This is a genomic window from Nocardia sp. NPDC059154, from assembly GCF_042755705.1.
Taxonomy (GTDB): Bacteria; Actinomycetota; Actinomycetes; order Mycobacteriales; family Mycobacteriaceae; genus Nocardia.
The window spans coordinates 40269-58656 of sequence record NZ_JBHZCS010000065.1; the positions used below are offsets into that span (position 1 = coordinate 40269).

The window sequence follows — 18388 nt, forward strand, 5'->3', positions numbered from 1 at the left end:
ATTGGTGTCTTCGCATCGTTGCCAACGCGAGAGTTAGCAGAGCTGCTGAGCTGTGTGTCACATCGTTGTCGGTCGCTCGGGTTACCGTCGACAAGTGCTCTTGTCCGATGTGGTTGAGGCGTCACAGGGTGTGCGGGCGACGTCGTCGCGAAAGAACAAGATCAAGATCTTTGCCGACCTGCTCGAGCAGGCGGCGCCGCAAGAGTTGGCGCAGGTCGTGGCCTGGTTGTCCGGCGAGCTGCCGCAGGGGCGGATCGGAACGGGCTGGCGCACGCTGACCACGCTCGTGGTCGAGCCGGCCGAGGTGTCCACGCTGTCCGTGGACGAGGTGGACACCTCTTTCAGCGAGCTGGCCGAGGTCGGAGGCAGCGGGTCGACGGCGCGACGACAGGAACTACTGGCCACCCTGTTCGGGGCCGCGACCCAGGACGAGCACGAATTCCTGCTCCGCCTGCTGACCGGGGAGATGCGGCAGGGCGCGCTGACCGCGATCGTCGCCGAGGCGGTGGCCACCGCCTTCGACGTGCCGATCGAGGCGGTGCGGCGGGCCCACATGCTGTCCGGGCGGCTGCCGGTCACCGCCGTCGCGGCGCGCACCGGCGGCGTCGAGGCCCTGGCCGGGTTCCGGCTCGAGGTCGGGCGGCCGATCCAGCCTATGCTGGCCTCGCCCGGCGCGACCCTCGAGGAGGCGATGGCCGAATTCGAGGGGCGGGCCAGCGTCGAGCACAAGATGGACGGCGCCCGCATCCAGGTGCATCGCGACGGCGACCGGGTGTGGGTGTTCACCCGCACCCTGCGCGACATCACCGCGAGCGTGCCCGAACTGGTCGAGGTGGTGCGGCAGCTGGACTGCACCAGCGTCGTGCTCGACGGAGAAACCTTGGCGCTCAACGACTCCGGCCGCCCACGGCCCTTCCAGGAGACCATGAGCCGCTTCGGCGCCACCACCTCCCAGGAACTGCTGCTGCACCCCTACTTCTTCGACTGCCTCCACCTCGACGGCGCCGACCTGCTGGACGCCCCGCTGCGCACGCGCCGCGAGGCCCTCACCGCGGTGGCCTGCGGCCTGACCATTCCGGCCCTCATCGCCCCCGACCCGGAAGCCGCCGCCGAATACTTCGACGGCGCGCTGGCCGCGGGCCACGAGGGCATCATGATCAAATCCCTGGACGCCCCCTACGCCGCCGGTCGCCGCGGCCGCTCCTGGCAAAAGATCAAACCCACCCACACCCTCGACCTCATCGTGCTCGGCGCGGAATGGGGCTACGGCCGCCGCACCGGCTACCTCTCCAACCTCCACCTGGGCGCCCGCGACCCCGAGGGCGGCGACCCGATCATGGTCGGCAAAACCTTCAAGGGACTCACCGATGCCCTACTCCATTGGCAGACGGCCGAATTCCCGCGCCACGAACGCAAACGCGATGGCAACACCGTCTACCTCTACCCCGAACTGGTAGTCGAAATCGCCCTCGACGGCGTCCAGACCAGCCCCCGCTACCCCGGCGGCGTAGCCCTCCGCTTCGCCCGGGTAGTCCGCTATCGCCCTGACAAGGAACCTCACCAGGCCGACACCATCGACTCCATCCGCGCCCTGCTACCTGGCACCAAATAGCCTCGGGGGCGTGCCGCTCTCGTCTTCTTCCTTTTCTGAGGCGCTGCTGGGTGGATTCCCTGGGGGTCCCGGGGGCGGAGCCCCCCGAAATTGTCCCTGGGGGTTCGGGGGCGAAGCCCCTGAAAGTCTCGAGAGTTGGGCCTACCTCACAGATGATTCACAGCTGGAACAGGGCACGCTCCGAGTTTCGGGCGACATGATTCACGTGTCGACGCTCGACCGGACGGTTGTCAGGTGACGGGACACAGGAACTGCCACCGCATCTCCCACGCGGATTCCCTGTGAGCTCGTGCCGTTCGGGAGACTTCGACGGTGGATTGCGCATGGTCCACCTTGTGGCCGGTGGTGCCCCGCCCCCTCGCCGGGCACCGCCGGCCGCGGTCAAGATTCGTGCCGCGGTCAGGATTCGTAGTCGCGGGTGCCGGTCAGGTTCGGCAGCCGGCGGCGGCCAGCGGCCAGCTCACCCGCCAGATGCTCGTAGGCGATGGCCAGTTCGGTGAGCCGCTGGGCGGCATCGTGCACGGCGTCGTCGGGTGACATGGCCAGGGACAGATAGGCGAGCGCGGAGAATTGCGCCAGCCGGTCCACCACCGTCCCCACGGTCTCGGTGTGCAGGTGGGCGTCGCGGGCGGCCTTGGGGAGTTCGGCCGCCACCCAGCTGTCGATATCGAGCACCAGCCGCGCCCGGTCGTGGTCGATCCGATCGGTGCCGCCCGCTCTGGTGAGCCTCCGCTCGTGCAGGTCCGCGAGTAAGCCGGCGCAGCGCAGCACCGGATGGTCGTCGGGGGGCAGGCCACGGCAGGCCTGCAGCAGCAGGTGTTTCGGTGGGAGCGGATGCACGGCCGACATCCTGCCCCTCGAATATCTCCGAATGGCAACGACATTCGGTGCCACTTTGCCGTGCAGGGGTTGCATCCGGTGCCGTGACGTGCCGAGATGGTGGGGTGATCCTCACCGTGACCCTGAACCCGGCCTACGACATGACCTACCGGGTGGAGCATTTCGAGCGGGGCCGGGCGCAGCGGGTGCGGTCGGTGGATCAGCGGCTGGGCGGGCGCGGCATCAATGTCACGCGGGTGCTGAACCAGCTCGGCAAATACGCCCGCGCCACCGGCTTCTCGGACCATTCCTTCGCGGCCGCCGCGGAACTCGAGATGCCCGTGGACTTCGTGCACGCGCTGCCGTGGGTCCGCCGCACGGTGGTGATCAGCGAATCCGATGACGGCACCGCCACCGCGCTGTGGGAGCCCGGCCCGCGGGTCACCGAGCCGCACGCGGTGGATCAGCTGCGGGTGCGAGTGGCGGGCCTGCTCTCGGATATGAGCGGCCTGGTCATCTCGGGTTCGCTGCCCGGCGGGGTGAGTCCGGGCCTGCCCGCCGAGCTGGCGCGCACCGCTATCGCCCGGGGCGTGCCCACGATCTGCGACTTCGACGGCCAGCCGCTGGAATTGGCCGCGCGCGTGCCCGGCGTCGTGCTCACCCCCAATGTCGAGGAGCTGGAACGCCTCACCGGCCGCCCGGCGGGCACCATTCCGGAGATCCTCGCGGCCGTCGATCCGCTCATCGCCGACGGCGTGGGCACGGTGGTGGTGACCCGGGGCGGCGCCGGCATGGTGGCGGTCACCCCGACCCGGGCGTGGACGGCGGCGCTGCCGAAACCGCTGGCGGGCAACCCCACCGGGGCGGGCGACGCGGCGGTGGCGGCCATCATCGCCGCGCTGGCCGCCGGTACCACACCGGACTGGCCGGAGCTGCTCGCCGACGCGGTCGCCACTTCCGCTGCCGCCGTGGTCATTCCGGTCGCGGGGGAGATCGACCGGGTGCTGCGGGATCGGCTGCTGCCCACCGTGCGGGTGCGGGAACTCGAATCCGTCGCCGTCCGGCCGTAACACTCCGGGGACACGCCGTATGTGAGGTAGCTGTGAACTGAACCGCGCGGCGGCGTGGTGGCGGAGACCGGGGATTGTCCCGGGTTAGGTTGGGGGAGTGTCGGACCTAGGAACTCAACCCGATCGGGGGTCGGGTGTGGACGACAGTTATCGAATGCCCCGGGCGGTGCGTGCGGCGCAGGTGCTCGCTCTGGGAATCGCTGGGCTGGGCGCGATCTGCGTGGCCTCCTCGGGATGGCTGCTGGGAGCCAAGGCCGCGATCGGGACCGCGGTGCCGTTCATCCCGGCGTTCCTGCTCGGTCTGGTCGCGCTGACATTCAACTCCGAGGGGCAGTCGGTGCGCATCGGGGCGATTCTGGTGGCGGTCATGAACATGCTGTGGACGGTGCCGTCGATCACCGAGGGGCGGCCGCCGGGTCCGCTGGGTCCGCTGGTCTCGCTGGCGGTGATCGTGCTGCTGTTCCGTCGGGAGGCGCGCGACTGGTTCGAACCCCCGGCCTGGTGGTGAAACCCAACTCTCGGGCAGATTTCGCAGCTCGCTGCGTAACAAATAGGTCATCTCGTCCGTTCATTTGCAATCTGCGTGCAATTCCCGGCACTTACCGTTGGCGCTATGAGTTCGGAAGCCGCCGCGGGGACGGGCATTCACATCAGCGGGCTGAGCAAGACCTTCCGCTCCGGGCGGCGGGTGGTACCGGCCCTGGACGCGGTGGATCTGCATACCGCGCAGGGCGCGTTCCTGTCGCTGCTGGGGCCCTCCGGGTGCGGGAAGTCCACCATCCTGCGGATTCTCGCGGATCTGGAGTCGCCGTCGGCGGGGACCGCGAAGATCAATGGTGAGACCCCGGCCGAGCTGCGCAGGCGGCACGAGTTCGGGATCGCGTTCCAGGATTCGGCGCTGTTGCCCTGGCGCAGTGTGGAATCCAATATCAAGCTGCCGCTGCAGGTGGCGGGGCTGCCCGCGGACCGGGAGCTGGTCGCGGATCTGATCCGGCTGGTCGGCCTGGAGGGCTTCGAGAAGGCCAAGCCCGCGCAGCTGTCCGGCGGTATGCGGCAACGGGTTTCGATCGCCCGCGCGCTGGTGGTCCGGCCGACGGTGCTGCTGCTGGACGAACCCTTCGGCGCGCTCGACGATATGACCCGGCAGCGGCTGAACCTGGAACTGCTGCGCATCTGGACCGAGAAGCCCGCCACCACACTGATGGTCACGCACGGCATCGCCGAGGCGGTCTTCCTCTCCGACGTGGTGGCGGTCATGAGCCCGCGGCCCGGGCGGGTGGTGGAGGTCGTGAACATCGACCTGCCGCGGCCCCGCACACCGGAGATGATGCGCACGCCCGAATTCCACAAGCTGCACGACTATCTGTCGGAGCTGCTGTTCGGGCGCACCGGCCGGGGCGGGGTGGCGTCGGAATGAACTGGGGCGCAATGAGAGAGAGTCTGCGGATAACCAGGCTGGGCGGTCTGGCGGGCATGCTCGCGCTGCTGGCGGTGTGGACCCTGCTCGCCGAACTGCGCGTCGCGGGCGGCACCGTCCCGAGCCCGTGGACCGTGCTGCACACCATGTACACCGACGGCTGGGCGCTGTACGGACCCAACTTCAGGATCACGGCCTGGGGTGCGCTGCAAGGGTTTCTGTGGGGCAATGCGCTGGCCATCGCGTTGGCGGTGCTGGTGGTGCTGATTCCGCCGATCGAAATGCTGGTCACCCAGCTGGCCATCCTGAGCTACTGCACGCCGCTGCTGGCGCTGGGGCCGATCATCCTGGTGGTGTTCGGCGGGCGCACGCCGACGGTGTTCCTGGCGGCCATGTACTGCTTCTTCACCACCATGGTCGGCACCGTATCCGGATTGCGGTCCGCGGATCGCACCAGCCTGGATCTGGTGCGCGCCTACGGCGGCGGCCGCTGGCAGCGCCTGACCCGGGTGCAGCTGATCGCGGCCCTGCCGAATACCTTGGCCGCCTTGAAGATTGCCGCACCCTCCGCGGTACTGGGCGCGATCATCGGCGAGTACCTGGGCGGCGTGGACAGCGGCATCGGGGTGGCCCTGACAGCCGCGCAGACCGCCTACAACGTGCCGCGCACCTGGGGCATGGCGCTGGCCGCGGCCGCGCTGGCCGGGCTCGGCTACGCGATCGTGGCGCTGGTGGCGCGGGTGGCGGTGCCGTGGACGCGAGCGGAGGCATGATGACCGACAAGGTCGTGAACCCGGCGGCGGGCCGAGCCGCGCAGCTGCTGAACCTGCTGCGGCCGATCGGGAGATTCCTGCTGCCACTACTGGTTTCGCTGATTCTGCTGGTGGCGCTGTGGTACGGCTTCCTGAAGCTGTATCCGCAGGTCGGGCTGGTCGGCAAGAGCCCCGGGGACGTGTGGAAGTACCTGGTGACCGGACCGACCTCGGCGGGCGCCCGTCAGGTGATCTTCGACGAAATGCGAATCACCCTGCGGGACGCGGTGATCGGCTTCGGCGCGGGCATGGGCGCTGCGCTGGTGGTGGCGGCGCTGTTCATCGGCGTTCCCGCGGTGGCGCAGGCGTTCATGCCGGTGGCGATGCTGCTGCGATCGGTCCCGCTGGTGGCCATCACCCCCATCATCGTGCTGGTGTTCGGGCGCGGGCTGCTCGGCGTCACCGTGATGGCCGCCATCGTGGTGTTCTTCCCGGCCCTGGTGATGATCATGACCGGCTTGCGGTCCGCGCCCCGGCAGGCCACGGAACTGGTACTGGCCTACGGGGGTTCGAACTGGACGGCCATGCGCATGGTGGCGGTCCCGGCCGCACTGCCCGCGGTGTTCGCAGCCGCCCGGGTCTCGGTGCCCGGCGCGCTGATCGGTGCGCTGCTCGGCGAATGGCTGGGCAGCGGAACCGGTTTGGGCGCGGGGCTGATCCGCGCCATCCCCACCTTCCAGTACAACCGGCTCTGGGCGTCGATCGCGCTGGTCACGCTGGTGTCGGTATTCGCCTACGCGGTGGTGGGCGTGCTGGAAAACCTGGTGCTGGCGCGGTTCTCGCCGGAACGGAGCCGGGAATGAGCACACGAGTTAACGCGGCGCACACAAATACCTGCGGAAAAGCAAAAAATCGGAAATCGAAACGGCTTACATTCGCGGCATGAGTGGTGTGCTCCGGCCGGATTCGGCCTCGCAGTTGTCCATGGGTCGGCGATCCTTCCTCCGCTACGCCGGATTGACCGGTGCGGCGGTGGGCGGGGCCGGATTGCTGGCCGCGTGCGGTAAGGATTCCTCGGGCTCCGGCAATGGCTCGGTCGCCGACGGTTCCAAGTACGGGACGGTGGCCGTGCAGCTGTCCTGGTTGAAGAACATCGAATTCGCCGGTGAGTACTTCGCCGATTCCAAGGGCTATTACAAGGACGCCGGATTCGGGTCGGTGAATCTGATCGCGGGCGGCGCGGCCAGCACCTCGGTGGAGGCGGGGCTGGGCACCGGCAAGATCTGGATCGGCATGTCCGCGCCGCAGACCACCGCGCCCGCGATTCTGGAGGGCCTGTCCGCCAAGATCGTCGGCACCACGTATCAGAAGAATCCCTTCTGCATCGTGAGCTCCGGCAAGACCCCGATCCTCGATCCGCAGGCCATGAAGGGGCGCAAGATCGGTGTGCAGGACACCAATCAGCTCATCTTCAACGCCCTGCTGACCGCCAATGGCATGTCGCCCTCCGACGTCACCATCGTGCCCGCGCAATACGATCCGACGCCGCTGGCCAACGGTGAGGTGGACGGCTGGGTCAGCTATGCGACGAATGAGCCGATCACCTTGGCCACCAAGGGGTTCCAGAACTTCAACTTCCTGTTCGCCGACTTCGGGCTGCCGCTGGTCGCGGAGACGCTGACGGTGAGCCAGCAGACCATCGACAAGGAGCGCGACAAGCTCAAGGCGTTCCTGACGGCGGAGATCAAGGGCTGGAAGGACGCCGTCGCCAACCCGGGCGAGGCGGCGCGGCTGGCCGTCGAGGTGTACGGCAAGGATCAGCGCCTGGAGCTGCGTGAGCAGACCATGGAGGCGCAGGCGCAGAACGGGCTGGTCGAATCGGCCGACTCCAAGGCCAACGGGCTGTTCACCATGACCGACGCATTGATCGAACAGAACATCGCGGCGCTGGCCAAGGCCAAGATCGATATCAAGGCGGACAAGCTGTTCGACCTCTCGGTGCTCAAAGAGGTCTTCGCCGAGCACCCCGAATTGAAGTAGCTCAGCGCATCAGGGTCGAGTCAGCGCATCAGTGCCGAGTCAGCGCACCAGCTGCACGTGCCGGCGGCCCCCGCCGGAGGAGGCGGACAGCGGTTCGCCGGAGGTGCCGTTGCGGACCGCCAGCAGTTCGGCGGTGATCGACACGGCGGTCTCGGCGGGGGTGCGGGCGCCCACGTCGAGACCGGCGGGAGAGTGCAGGCGGGACAGGGTCTCGTCGGTGAAGCCGCCCGCCTGCAGGGCCTCCAGCCGATGTCCGTGCGATGCCGGGGTGCCCAGGGCGGCCAGGTACCCCAGCTCGGGTAGTCGCAAAGCCACGGTGAGCAAAGGGATTTCGAACTTCGGGTCGTGCGAGAGCACCACCATGGCGGTGTCGGCGCCGATCTCACCGGCCGAGGCGAGGGTGTTGAGGTAGCGGTGCGGCCAGTCGACCACCACCTCGCAGCCCGGGTAGGCGGTCGGATTGGCGAAGGTGGGGCGCGCGTCCACGATGGTGATCCGGTAGCCGAGCAGCCGGGCCTGGGTGGCCAGCGCGCTCGCGAAAGCGTTGGCCCCCACCAGGATCAGGTGCGGCGGGCGGGCGAACGAGGACACGAAGACATCGGAGTCGGGGAGCGAGACCAGCTCGGTGCCGTGCTTGCGGTCGGTGATGAGGTGCTGGCCGATCACATCCGGGTCCGAATGCCAGACCACGGTGAAAACGGTGACCTGCCGCTGGGCCGCCATATCGGCGGCCACATCCGGGAATTCGGGAAAGTGCCTGCGCGAGAAGGGTTCGGTGAACACGTCCAGGGTGCCGACGCAGTCCATCTGCGCGTCGAGCCCGCTGCCCGGTCCGAATCGCTGCAGCCCGCGCCGTCCGGTGTGCGCCGAGTCGATGGCGGCCTCGTAGGCGGCGGCCTCGGCGCAGCCCGCCGAGATCGATCCGAAGGCCCGCCCGTCGGCGTCCACCACCATGGCCGACCCGATCGGCACGGGTGTAGCGCCTTGTGTCCGAACCAGAGTGGCCAGCCCCCCGGTGCGCCCGCTGTGCCAAATTCGAAGAAGGTCGTCGACGATTTCCCGCATCACATGCTCCCGATCACAGTGCGGTGTCCGCCGGATAATCCCGATCGATCCCCGTTGCGAGGTCATCGCACGTGACGCACACCATATCCGCTCGTTGTCGTAAATAAGTGCCCGCCCCCGAATTTCCCTCCGCGCTCGCGCACACCCCCGCCCAGTGCGCCCGCCCCAGCACCACCGGATGCCCGGGCGTGGTCCCGAAGAACGCCCGCGCCAACCGGCTCTCGCTCGCCCGCGCCGCCGCGATCACCCGCTCGACCACCGCGGGCCCGACGTCCGGCGTATCCACCGGCATGATCGCGACCAATTCCGCGGGCGCTGTGCTGTGATTCGTCGGTGCCGCCGTGGCACGCCCGGTGCTGCTGAGGCCCGGTGCCGCAGCCGCAGCCAGACCCGCGCGGGTGGAGGCGCTCAGGCCGAGGTCCCAGTCCGCTGCCCAGACCGGGTGAACTCCCTCCGGCAGGGCGATGCCCGAGGTTTGCGATACCTGCCACTCGCCACCCGGCGCGCGGTGCGCGGGCCCGGTTGCCCCCAGTACCACGAAGATTCGCGCGCACCCGCCGTCCCGCAGCGCCGCCACCGCCCCGCGCAGCCAACGACCGTCCTCGGCCAGCACTTTCGGCATGCCATATCGCCGACCGGCACCGGCCGCGAGCAGAATTCCATCGCAGCGTTCGGGACTCACGCGAGCAGGGTAGTCCCGCTCGCGCACCTTCGCTGACCAAGCGACCATCAGGGATTGCCTGACCCGCCGGACCCCGGCAACCGGCAGCGCGTCGCTTCAGCTACCGAGGGCGGTCAGGGTCTGCTGGACCTCGAGCAGGTGGCCGAGCCCGAAGTGGGCGTCGAATTCGGCGGCGCGGTCCCCGATGGCGTGATTGATCCCGTCTGCGAGCTCGAACATGCTGCGGCTCTCGGCGAAGTAGCCGAGCGCCGCGAGCTGGCTCGCCAGCAGATCCGCGAATCGTGCGGTGTCCGAGGTGCGTTCGGCGGTGCGGGCGCACGCCGGCATGGTCTCGAGCCGCTCCTCGAACCACAGCCTGGACTGCATGACGGCCATGTTCGGATTGCGCGCGTCCGGACCGGCGTGGTGCGGCACGGTGTCGAAGGGGCGCGGCTTTCCGATGCCGTTCGCGGTCTCCAGGTAGTGCCGCAACAGCCGGCCCAGGGCCGCGCCGCGCTCGCCCGGTCGGCTCTCGGCATCCGCGCGGCACCGGGCATAGAGGTGAAGCAGATTGTGCATCCGATAGCGCTGATGACCCGGGCGACTGGTGAGCTGATCGATCATGCCGTCCTCGAAGACCCGCTGCAGCAGGCGTTTCGCGGCGGAGTCCTCGGCCTGCGCCATGGCCGCGAAGTCGTCGGCGGACACGGTCGAGCTCGGAAAGCAGCCGAGGGGTGCGCGTCGGCGGATCGCCCGGCGACTGTCGCCCGGGCAACAACGAGGCCCCGCACCGAGTTCGGTGCGGGGCCTTCGTGTGCGGGTGGCTCAGAAGAGGCGTGTGCGGGTGGCTCAGAAGAGGGCCAGGGCGGCGAGCAGGCCGGACAGGGCGATGAACTGCAGGGCCACCCGGAGGTTGATGATGCTGTCCCACTTGTCCTGCAGCGCACGGGCATCGGCGGGGATGACCCCGGACTGGGCGGCCGCCTTCTGCGCGGTGTTCACCGGCTTGGCCACCTTCACGTAGAAGGCCAGCCAGGCGACCAGGGCGACCAGCGCGACGGCGGCGGCGACGGCCGCGCCGGTGTGGCCGGAGACCGCGGCGACGATCAGCGTGAGGGCGGCGGTGACGACGCCGCCGGCGCCGAAGATCGGCATGCGCTTGTCGCCGTAGTAGTGGCCCCAGCCGGCGCTGACAGTGACGGAGGCGTCGTCGAGGCGGCGGTAGACGGATCGCATGATGAGGGCGGCGCACCAGTCGGTGCCGTAGACGACGGCATTGGCGAGGACGGCGAGGGCGGCGAGGAACTGGCCGGTCAGGACGAGCATCGGGGGCCTCTTTCGGCGATGATCTAGCGGTGCTAGGAACTAAAGCAACGATAACAAGCCGAGGCTATTTTGTCTAGCGGTGCTAGATCGTGAGATTTCAGTCGACCGAATGGTCCGAAGTGGGCACCCCGGTGGCTCGCCTCACAACCATCAAGATCGGAATGATCTGTGAAGGTGCTCACATCCGGACGGCCATCGGCGCGTCATGCGCCGGTGGCCCCCGTCACGCAAACAGTACGGGCGTTATGCAAAACCGCACGTCAGCGCTACCGGCAAGTAGATTTCACCGCTGCTATTCGCAAGCAAATTTTGCAGGCTTAGCAAAATGCTGGTGAAAGCTAGCGGGGATTCACACTTGCAACAGGTAGACGCATATTTTTTCCTGTGCCATCGTGTGGAAGTACACCTCGCGGGCCTAGCAAGTCTGCAAATTGCCCCTCCAGCAGTGGTCGAACATCCTCGCTCCCCCATCCCGAGCTTGGTTCGATCCGCGGGGCTACCGAGACCGAACGAAGAAGTGGAGTCAGAGATGTCGAAGGTCGGCACCCCGAAGACCGCTGCGGAACTTCAGCAGGATTGGGACACCAACCCCCGCTGGAAGGGCGTCACCCGCAACTACACCGCCGATCAGGTTGTGAAGCTGCAGGGCACCGTCGTCGAGGAGCACACCCTCGCCCGCCGCGGTGCCGAGATCCTCTGGGATCTCGTCAACAACGAGGACTACATCAACTCCCTGGGCGCCCTCACCGGTAACCAGGCCGTGCAGCAGGTCCGCGCGGGCCTGAAGGCCATCTACCTGTCGGGTTGGCAGGTCGCCGGTGACGCGAACCTGTCCGGCCACACCTACCCGGACCAGTCGCTGTACCCGGCCAACTCGGTTCCGGCCGTGGTCCGCCGCATCAACAACGCGCTGCTGCGCGCCGACGAGATCGCCAAGGTCGAGGGTGACACCTCGGTCGCCAACTGGCTGGCCCCGATCGTCGCCGACGCCGAGGCCGGCTTCGGTGGCGCGCTGAACGCCTACGAGCTGCAGAAGGCCATGATCGCCTCCGGCGCGGCCGGCGTGCACTGGGAGGACCAGCTGGCCTCCGAGAAGAAGTGTGGCCACCTGGGCGGCAAGGTGCTGATCCCCACCCAGCAGCACATCCGCACCCTGACCTCCGCGCGTCTGGCCGCCGACGTCGCCGACGTGCCGTCGGTGATCATCGCCCGCACCGACGCCGAGGCCGCCACCCTCATCACCTCCGATGTGGACGAGCGCGACCGTGAGTTCCTGGACGGCACCCGTACCGCCGAGGGCTTCTTCGGCACCAAGAACGGCATCGAGCCCTGCATCGCGCGTGCCAAGGCCTACGCCCCCTACGCCGACCTCATCTGGATGGAGACCGGCGTGCCGGACCTCGAGGTCGCGCGCAAGTTCGCCGAGGCCGTCCGTGGCGAGTTCCCGGACCAGCTGCTGGCCTACAACTGCTCGCCGTCCTTCAACTGGAAGGCGCACCTGGACGACGCGACCATCGCGAAGTTCCAGCGTGAGCTCGGCGCCATGGGCTTCAAGTTCCAGTTCATCACCCTGGCCGGCTTCCACTCGCTGAACTACGGCATGTTCGACCTGGCCTACGGCTACGCCCGCGAGGGCATGACCGCCTTCGTCGACCTGCAGGAGCGCGAGTTCAAGGCCGCCGCCGAGCGTGGCTTCACCGCCGTCAAGCACCAGCGTGAGGTCGGCGCCGGCTACTTCGACACCATCGCCACCACCGTTGACCCCAACACCAGCACCGCTGCGCTGAAGGGCTCGACCGAAGAGGGCCAGTTCCACTGAGCCACAACAGGTTCTGAGGACCTGTACCCGGGGCGGTAGTCGCATCACAACCTCCGCCGCCCCGGGAACCTCGAACCCGCCGGGAGAGATGGCAAGCCTCTCCCGGCGGTGTTCACCCGCCCTTCCCGTCGACAGCCCCGGCGGGGAGGGCATCTTCCTATAGCGTTTTTTGCAAAGACCTTAAGAAGGCGCAGGGTCGAAAAAGTTAGTCCGACGCCTTCACCCACAGCCACGACGGCCGACTGGCGGCGTTCGATACGAGACAACTGGTTTCGTACCGGTAGGGGTAACTCACCGGGTACGACCGAAATCGGTTCGGCACTCGACGCAGGCACGGATGCAGAAGTGGCAACGGCACTCAGCCGCCCGCAAAAGTTGCGGGGAGGCGGAACGGAGCGGGACGTGAGCAGCGAAAAGATTCAGCGCGTCGGCATTATCGGCGCCGGACAGATGGGCGCGGGTATCGCAGAAGTCTGCGCCCGGGCACATGTCGATGTCCTCGTCTTCGAGCAGACCCGGGAACTCGCCGCCGCCGGCCGGGCCCGCATTCTGCGGTCGCTGGACCGCGGGGTGTCCAGCGGCAAGATCACCGAGCGCGAGCGGGAGCAGGCCGCCTGGCGGCTGCGCTTCACCTCCGACCTCGGCGACTTCGCCGACCGTCAGCTGGTCGTCGAGGCCGTCGTGGAGAACGAGGACGTGAAGACCGCCATCTTCGCCGAACTCGACAAGGTCGTCACCGATCCGAACGCGGTGCTGGCCTCGAACACCTCCTCCATTCCGATCATGAAGATCGCCGTGGCGACCAACAACCCGGAGCGGGTGGTCGGCATGCACTTCTTCAACCCGGTGCCGGTGCTGCCGCTCGTCGAGCTGGTCACCACCCTCAAGACCACCGAGACCGTCACCAAGCGCGCCGAGCAGTTCGCCGCCGACATCCTGGGCAAGCAGGTCGTGCGCTCCGCCGACCGCTCCGGCTTCGTGGTGAACGCGCTGCTGGTGCCCTACCTGCTCTCCGCCATCCGCATGGTCGAATCCGGTTTCGCCACCAAGGAAGACGTCGACAAGGCCATGGTGCTGGGCTGTGCCCACCCGATGGGCCCGCTGGCGCTCACCGACCTGGTCGGCCTCGACACCGTGAAGTCCATCGCCGACTCCATGTACGCGGAGTTCAAGGAGCCGCTGTACTCCGCGCCGCCGCTGCTCATGCGCATGGTCGAGGCGGGCCTGCTGGGCAAGAAGGCCGGTGCGGGCTTCTACCAGTACAACTCCCCCGCCTCCCCGCGTACTTAGCGGGCGGCTGAGAGCCGTCGGCGTCTCGCACCCGTGCCGGCGGTTGGGTGCCCAACCGATTTTGGACGTACCCGGCGAGTTACCCCGAACCTTGCGAAATCAGTTGTTGCGTTGGGTCGTGGTGCTCGCCGGGCCTTCGGCCACGGCGCTGTAAGAGTGCGGAGCGTCTTTCTTACCAAAGGTGCGCGTCGCCGGGCTTGTGGCGGCGTCCACCTCAACCGGGCATAAGCTGCAAACAGGTCGAGCAGGACCGGCAGCTCGGAAGGAGTGTCCGTTCATGGTCAACGTCAGCGATGGGTTCGGATCGAGCATCCTGGGTTACCCGCGAATCGGAGAGCACCGGCAACTCAAGCGTGCTTTGGAGTCGTATTGGCACGGCACGCTTTCTCGTGACGAACTGCTCGCGGTCGGGCGCGAGATCCAGGAGAGCCAGTACCTGGAGTTGGCCGCCACCGGGTTGACCCAGGTCCCCGGCAACACCTTCTCCTTCTACGACCACATTCTCGACAACGCGCTGCTGTTCGGGGCGGTCCCGCAGCGGTTCGAGCCCTTCCGAGAAGGCTTGGACCCGTTGGACTTCTACTTCCTGATGGCTCGCGGCCGGCCGGATCTGCCGCCGCTGGAGCTGGTGAAGCTGCTGAACACGCCGTACCACTACCGGCAGCCGGAACTCGAGCCCGACACCGAATTCTCGCTGCACCCCGAGGCGCTGCTGGACGAGTTCGATCGCGCCAAGGCGGCCGGTATCGAGCTGCGGCCGGTGATCCTCGGACCGCTGTCGCTGCTGCTGCTGTCCAAGACCGGCCATGTTCCCGGCGAGACCGAATTCGACAAGCTGGTGCTGCTGGACAAGCTGCTGCCGGTGTACGAGGAACTGTTCGAGATCCTCGCCAAGCGCGGCGCCACCTGCGTGCAGCTGGACGAGCCGTGCTTCACCAGCGACCGTTCGCCGTCCACGATGGAACTGTTCGAGAAGACCTACCAGCGCCTGTCCAAGGCCCCGCTGCGCCCGCGCATGCTGGTCACCGGGCAGTACGGCGATTTCGGTGCGGCCATCGAAATCCTGTGCCGCACTTCGGTGGAGGCCATCGGTCTCGACCTGGCCAGCTACCGGGTCGTGCCGGAGGAACTGGCCAAGATCCCGGGCATCAAGCGCAAGCGGCTCTACGCCGGTGTCATCAGCGGCACCAATGTGTGGCGTGCCGACCGGTTCGTGACGCTGGAATACCTCAACGCCCTCGCCCAGGTCTGCCCCGACATGGTGGTCTCCACCGGCGCCACGCTGCTGCACGTGCCCTACGACGTTCTCGTCGAATACGAGCTCGAGGGCCCAGTCGCCGACCGCCTCGCCTTCGCCAAACAGAAGGTGCTGGAAGTGGTTTCGCTGGCCAAGGCGCTCACCGCGGGCCCCTCGGAGAAGTGGCGCCGGAAGCCGACCTCGGTGCACTTCAAGCAGAAGCACGCGGTGCGCCAGCGCGTCTACGCCGTCACCCCGCAGATGCGGGTCCGCGAGCCCTACGAGACGCGAAAGGTCGCGCAGCAGGCCAAGCTTCGGCTGCCGGTGGTGCCCGCCACCACGCTGGGCTCGTTCCCGCAGACCGAGACGGCCCGGCAGGCGCGCCACGACCTCGGTCAGGGCCGGCTGTCCTACGAGGAGTACCGCAAGCGCATCGAAGCCGAGATCGAGTCCACCATCCGGCTGCAGGAGGACATCGGCCTCGACGTGCTGGTGCACGGCGAGCACGAGCGCAACGACATGATCCAGTACTTCGCGGAGCTGCTGGACGGCTTCGCCACCACCCACTTCGGCTGGGTGCAGGTGTACGGATCCCGGTGCGTGCGACCGCCGATCGTGTACGGCGACGTGTCGCGCCCCGAGCCCATGTCGGTGTCGTGGACCGCGTACGCCCAGTCCCTCACCGACAAACCGGTCAAGGGCATGGTCACCGGTCCGGTCACCATGCTGGCCCGCTCCTTCGTGCGCCAGGATCAGCCGCTCTACGAGACCGCCGACCAGGTGGCGCTGGCCATCCGCGACGAGGTGGTGGATCTGGAGAAGGCGGGCATCGCCATCATCCAGGTGGACGAGCCGTCCATCCGCGAGCTGCTCCCGCTGCGCAAGAAGGGCCAGGCCGAATACCTGCGCTGGGCCGTCGGCGCGTTCAAGCTGGCCACCTCCGGCGTCGCTCCGGAAACCCAGATCCACACGCACATCGGCTATTCCAGCCGCGGTGACGTGGTGGCGGCCATCGAGGAACTCGACGCGGACGTCACCGCCATCGTCGCCACCCGCTCCATCGAGTGGGTGCTGGAGGCGCTGAAGGAGGACTGCGCCGAAGGCCGCGGTCTCACCCACGGCGTCGGCCCGGGTGTGTACGAGTCCCGTTCCGCCCGGATCCCGGACATCGACGAGCTGGACGAATTGCTCACCGCCGCAGCGGAAGCGGTCACCCCGGAACGCCTGTGGGCCAATCCGGACGGCGGCCTGAAGACCCGCCACCACTGGCAGCTCGACCCGTCCCTGCGCAATATGGTCGCCGCGGCCCGCCGCGTCCGCCGCCGCGCGGAGGCCGCTACGGGCGAAACCGCCTGAGGCGGTAGCGAAGCCGCTGAGGCAGTAGTGAAGCCGCTGAGGCGGTAGCGCTCACCCCCGGAACCCCGGTCCGATCCTCCGATCGGACCGGGGTTCCGTGCGTCCGGCGTCACGAATCGGTCATGAACCGACGATTAGCGTGCGGGACACAGGTTTTCGAGAAAGGCAGTGGGCATGGATCCGACGGGTAAGAGCGATCAGCCGGTGGACGATCCCGAGACCGAGAAGCAGTACAACGACACCTACGACCAGAAGGGGGATCAGGTGCCGCCGGATCCGCCCTGGAAGTCGGGGCGCTGAGCGCCGACCCGGGATTGTCGGTGGGTGCCGCTACGGTGTGGGCGTGAACCGCACGGATCGGCTCTACGCGATTGTCGAGGAGTTGCGGGCAGTGTCCCCGCGGCTGCGGACCGCACGGGAATTGGCCGTGCGGCACGGGGTGAGCGTGCGCACCGTCGAGCGGGACATCAGCGCGCTACAGCAATCGGGGGTGCCCATCTACGCCGATGTGGGGCGGCGGGGTGGGTACGCGCTGGAGAAGAGCATGTCGCTGCCGCCGCTGAACTTCACCGCGGCCGAGGCGGTGGCGCTGGCGGTCGCCGTGGCCCGCGCCGACGATGGGCCCTTCGCGGCGGCCGGGCGCAGTGCCCTGCGCAAGATCCTGGCCGCCATGTCCCAGCAGAATGCCGACGCGGCACGGCAATTGGCGTTGCGGGTGCGCCTGCTGGAGTCGCCGGAGACCGTCGCGCCGATGCCGATCCCGGCCGACGTGGAGCAGGCGGTGGTGGCGCGGCGCGTGCTGCGCATCGAATATCTGGATCGCTCGGGGGTGCTCAGCGAGCGCGAGGTGGAGCCGGTGGCGCTGCTGCACGGGACCAACGGCTGGTATCTGCTGGCCTGGTGCCGGCTGCGCGACGAACCGCGCAACTTCCGGCTCGACCGGATGAAGGGCATCGAGCTGACGGAGTGGACCGGGCCGGAGCGGACCATCGACATGTGCCGGCCGGACGAGCCGGTGCACGAGGTGCGGATGATCTCGCTCGGCTAGGCCGGCGAACACCGACAAATAATCCGGAAACACCGACACAGGGTTGTCGCCGGGCCCGGAGATCGTGGTGGGGCAAGGAAATCCACCATGACTCTTCGGGAGACAGAGATGACCACTCCGCCCTTCAACACCGTCGCCTGGTTCCAGGTCGGCAGCAATGAGCCCGAACAGGTGAAGGCCTTCTACCGGGAACTGTTCGGCTGGAGCTTCGCTCCGGACCCGGACGAAGACGGCAAGTACGACATCGTCACCTATCCGGGCAACGAGATGCCCGCGGGCGGTATCGCGCATCAGGACGATGCCTCCGGCAACCACGCCATCTTCTATGTGCTGGTCCAGGACGTGCCAGCGGTACTGGCCGCGGCCGAGCAGGAAGGCGGCAAGGTCTTCCTGCAGCCCGTCACCGCCAAGAACGGCCTGGTCTTCGCCGAGCTGCTCGACACCTCGGGCAACCGCTTCGGCGTCTTCAGCCCGCCGCCCGCGAACTGAGCCCCGCCGCTCCCGCCGCGCCGCGGAGATAGCCTGTCACGGAGGTTGATTCGAGACAGGAGTGTGGATCGTGGGCATGTTCGACCAGTTGAAGGATGCGGCGGGTAAGGCGGCGGAGCTGGCGGGTCAGCACGCCGACAAGCTGGAGCCGCTGATCGACAAGGCCGGCGATCTGGTGGACCAGCAGACCGACGGCAAGTTCGCCGGCGCGGTGGACAAGGTGCAGGAGGCCGCCAAGCAGGCCCTGCGCGAGCAGTCGGGACACTAAGCGGCACAGGGTGTTTCGCGCCGAACAGGCGGGCGGGGCGAAAAAACCCCCCGAACTCACACGGTGGGGGGGTTTATCACGAAACGGTGGAGCACGTCTGGGGTGATCCCCCCCTCTTC

General features: G+C 68.0%; 19 protein-coding genes. 14 read left to right on the forward strand and 5 right to left on the reverse strand.

Annotated features, from left to right (window positions below; all coding sequences use genetic code 11):
- Window positions 1–94 precede the first annotated feature (94 nt).
- Window positions 95–1612 carry an ATP-dependent DNA ligase gene (locus ACFXN1_RS39425; protein ID WP_379443681.1) on the forward strand — a complete coding sequence of 506 codons (1518 nt, stop codon included), beginning with the start codon at window positions 95–97 and terminating at the stop codon, window positions 1610–1612.
- A gap of 399 nt (window positions 1613–2011) precedes the next feature.
- On the opposite strand, the gene ACFXN1_RS39430 is transcribed toward ACFXN1_RS39425, so the two are convergent.
- Window positions 2012–2452 (reverse strand): DUF4254 domain-containing protein, encoded by a 441-nt coding sequence (locus ACFXN1_RS39430; protein ID WP_354847094.1) that lies wholly within the window; start codon window positions 2450–2452, stop codon window positions 2012–2014.
- 104 nt (window positions 2453–2556) lie between these two features.
- Here ACFXN1_RS39430 and ACFXN1_RS39435 point away from each other — a divergent pair, with 104 nt between their 5' ends.
- The 6 genes from ACFXN1_RS39435 to ACFXN1_RS39460 all read left to right on the forward strand — a co-directional run bounded on the left by ACFXN1_RS39435 (window position 2557) and on the right by ACFXN1_RS39460 (window position 7710).
- Window positions 2557–3501 carry a hexose kinase gene (locus ACFXN1_RS39435; RefSeq protein WP_379404176.1) on the forward strand — a complete coding sequence of 315 codons (945 nt, stop codon included), beginning with the start codon at window positions 2557–2559 and terminating at the stop codon, window positions 3499–3501.
- A gap of 154 nt (window positions 3502–3655) precedes the next feature.
- A complete protein-coding gene (locus ACFXN1_RS39440) occupies window positions 3656–4009 on the forward strand; it encodes a hypothetical protein (protein ID WP_379443683.1) in 354 nt (117 codons plus the stop codon).
- Window positions 4010–4114: 105 nt separating this feature from the next.
- Window positions 4115–4918, forward strand: a complete 804-nt coding sequence (locus ACFXN1_RS39445) for an ABC transporter ATP-binding protein (RefSeq protein WP_379443685.1) — start codon at window positions 4115–4117, stop codon at window positions 4916–4918.
- Window positions 4919–4929: 11 nt separating this feature from the next.
- Window positions 4930–5691 (forward strand): ABC transporter permease, encoded by a 762-nt coding sequence (locus ACFXN1_RS39450; protein ID WP_379404179.1) that lies wholly within the window; start codon window positions 4930–4932, stop codon window positions 5689–5691.
- 47 nt (window positions 5692–5738) lie between these two features.
- Window positions 5739–6533: an ABC transporter permease gene (locus tag ACFXN1_RS39455; RefSeq protein ID WP_379389264.1), complete on the forward strand. Its 795-nt coding sequence runs from the start codon at window positions 5739–5741 to the stop codon at window positions 6531–6533.
- A 79-nt stretch (window positions 6534–6612) separates the two neighbouring features.
- Entirely contained in the window at window positions 6613–7710 is a 1098-nt protein-coding gene (locus tag ACFXN1_RS39460; RefSeq protein WP_379443686.1) for an ABC transporter substrate-binding protein, read from the forward strand.
- 39 nt (window positions 7711–7749) lie between these two features.
- On the opposite strand, the gene ACFXN1_RS39465 is transcribed toward ACFXN1_RS39460, so the two are convergent.
- From ACFXN1_RS39465 to ACFXN1_RS39480, 4 genes are all read right to left on the reverse strand, one after another.
- Window positions 7750–8775, reverse strand: coding sequence for an XdhC family protein (locus ACFXN1_RS39465; RefSeq protein WP_379404181.1), 1026 nt, complete (start codon window positions 8773–8775; stop codon window positions 7750–7752).
- 13 nt (window positions 8776–8788) lie between these two features.
- Window positions 8789–9457, reverse strand: a complete 669-nt coding sequence (locus ACFXN1_RS39470; protein ID WP_379404182.1) for an NTP transferase domain-containing protein — start codon at window positions 9455–9457, stop codon at window positions 8789–8791.
- Window positions 9458–9553: 96 nt separating this feature from the next.
- Window positions 9554–10144, reverse strand: coding sequence for a hypothetical protein (locus ACFXN1_RS39475; protein WP_379443687.1), 591 nt, complete (start codon window positions 10142–10144; stop codon window positions 9554–9556).
- A gap of 141 nt (window positions 10145–10285) precedes the next feature.
- The gene (locus tag ACFXN1_RS39480) at window positions 10286–10762 is read right to left on the reverse strand and encodes a DUF1772 domain-containing protein (RefSeq protein WP_379443688.1); all 477 of its coding nucleotides are present in this window, start codon (window positions 10760–10762) and stop codon (window positions 10286–10288) included.
- Between the two features lie 529 nt (window positions 10763–11291).
- Between ACFXN1_RS39480 and aceA the strand changes: the two genes are divergently transcribed.
- From aceA to ACFXN1_RS39515, 7 genes are all read left to right on the forward strand, one after another.
- Complete coding sequence (gene aceA, locus ACFXN1_RS39485; RefSeq protein WP_379389181.1) at window positions 11292–12581, forward strand: isocitrate lyase; 1290 nt, start codon at window positions 11292–11294, stop codon at window positions 12579–12581.
- A 402-nt stretch (window positions 12582–12983) separates the two neighbouring features.
- On the forward strand, window positions 12984–13871 hold the full coding sequence (locus ACFXN1_RS39490; protein WP_379404185.1) for a 3-hydroxybutyryl-CoA dehydrogenase: 888 nt from the start codon (window positions 12984–12986) through the stop codon (window positions 13869–13871).
- A 277-nt stretch (window positions 13872–14148) separates the two neighbouring features.
- Window positions 14149–16464, forward strand: coding sequence for a 5-methyltetrahydropteroyltriglutamate--homocysteine S-methyltransferase (gene metE / locus ACFXN1_RS39495; RefSeq protein WP_379443690.1), 2316 nt, complete (start codon window positions 14149–14151; stop codon window positions 16462–16464).
- A gap of 174 nt (window positions 16465–16638) precedes the next feature.
- A complete protein-coding gene (locus tag ACFXN1_RS39500; protein ID WP_379404187.1) occupies window positions 16639–16764 on the forward strand; it encodes a hypothetical protein in 126 nt (41 codons plus the stop codon).
- A gap of 43 nt (window positions 16765–16807) precedes the next feature.
- Window positions 16808–17512: a helix-turn-helix transcriptional regulator gene (locus tag ACFXN1_RS39505; RefSeq protein WP_379443691.1), complete on the forward strand. Its 705-nt coding sequence runs from the start codon at window positions 16808–16810 to the stop codon at window positions 17510–17512.
- 108 nt (window positions 17513–17620) lie between these two features.
- The gene (locus tag ACFXN1_RS39510) at window positions 17621–18001 is read left to right on the forward strand and encodes a VOC family protein (protein ID WP_379443692.1); all 381 of its coding nucleotides are present in this window, start codon (window positions 17621–17623) and stop codon (window positions 17999–18001) included.
- Between the two features lie 76 nt (window positions 18002–18077).
- Window positions 18078–18269, forward strand: coding sequence for an antitoxin (locus ACFXN1_RS39515; RefSeq protein ID WP_379404189.1), 192 nt, complete (start codon window positions 18078–18080; stop codon window positions 18267–18269).
- Window positions 18270–18388 lie beyond the last annotated feature (119 nt).

Bases quoted from the DNA above. Each gene is read 5' to 3' on its own strand.
- ACFXN1_RS39445 (WP_379443685.1), top strand. From the start codon at position 4,115: ATGAGTTCGGAAGCCGCCGCGGGGACGGGCATTCACATCAGCGGGCTG.
- ACFXN1_RS39515 (WP_379404189.1), top strand. From the start codon at position 18,078: ATGTTCGACCAGTTGAAGGATGCGGCGGGTAAGGCGGCGGAGCTGGCG.
- ACFXN1_RS39440 (WP_379443683.1), top strand. From the start codon at position 3,656: ATGCCCCGGGCGGTGCGTGCGGCGCAGGTGCTCGCTCTGGGAATCGCT.
- ACFXN1_RS39480 (WP_379443688.1), bottom strand. From the start codon at position 10,762: ATGCTCGTCCTGACCGGCCAGTTCCTCGCCGCCCTCGCCGTCCTCGCC.
- ACFXN1_RS39465 (WP_379404181.1), bottom strand. From the start codon at position 8,775: ATGCGGGAAATCGTCGACGACCTTCTTCGAATTTGGCACAGCGGGCGC.
- ACFXN1_RS39460 (WP_379443686.1), top strand. From the start codon at position 6,613: ATGAGTGGTGTGCTCCGGCCGGATTCGGCCTCGCAGTTGTCCATGGGT.
- metE (WP_379443690.1), top strand. From the start codon at position 14,149: ATGGTCAACGTCAGCGATGGGTTCGGATCGAGCATCCTGGGTTACCCG.
- ACFXN1_RS39510 (WP_379443692.1), top strand. From the start codon at position 17,621: ATGACCACTCCGCCCTTCAACACCGTCGCCTGGTTCCAGGTCGGCAGC.
- ACFXN1_RS39500 (WP_379404187.1), top strand. From the start codon at position 16,639: ATGGATCCGACGGGTAAGAGCGATCAGCCGGTGGACGATCCCGAGACC.
- ACFXN1_RS39450 (WP_379404179.1), top strand. From the start codon at position 4,930: ATGAGAGAGAGTCTGCGGATAACCAGGCTGGGCGGTCTGGCGGGCATG.
- aceA (WP_379389181.1), top strand. From the start codon at position 11,292: ATGTCGAAGGTCGGCACCCCGAAGACCGCTGCGGAACTTCAGCAGGAT.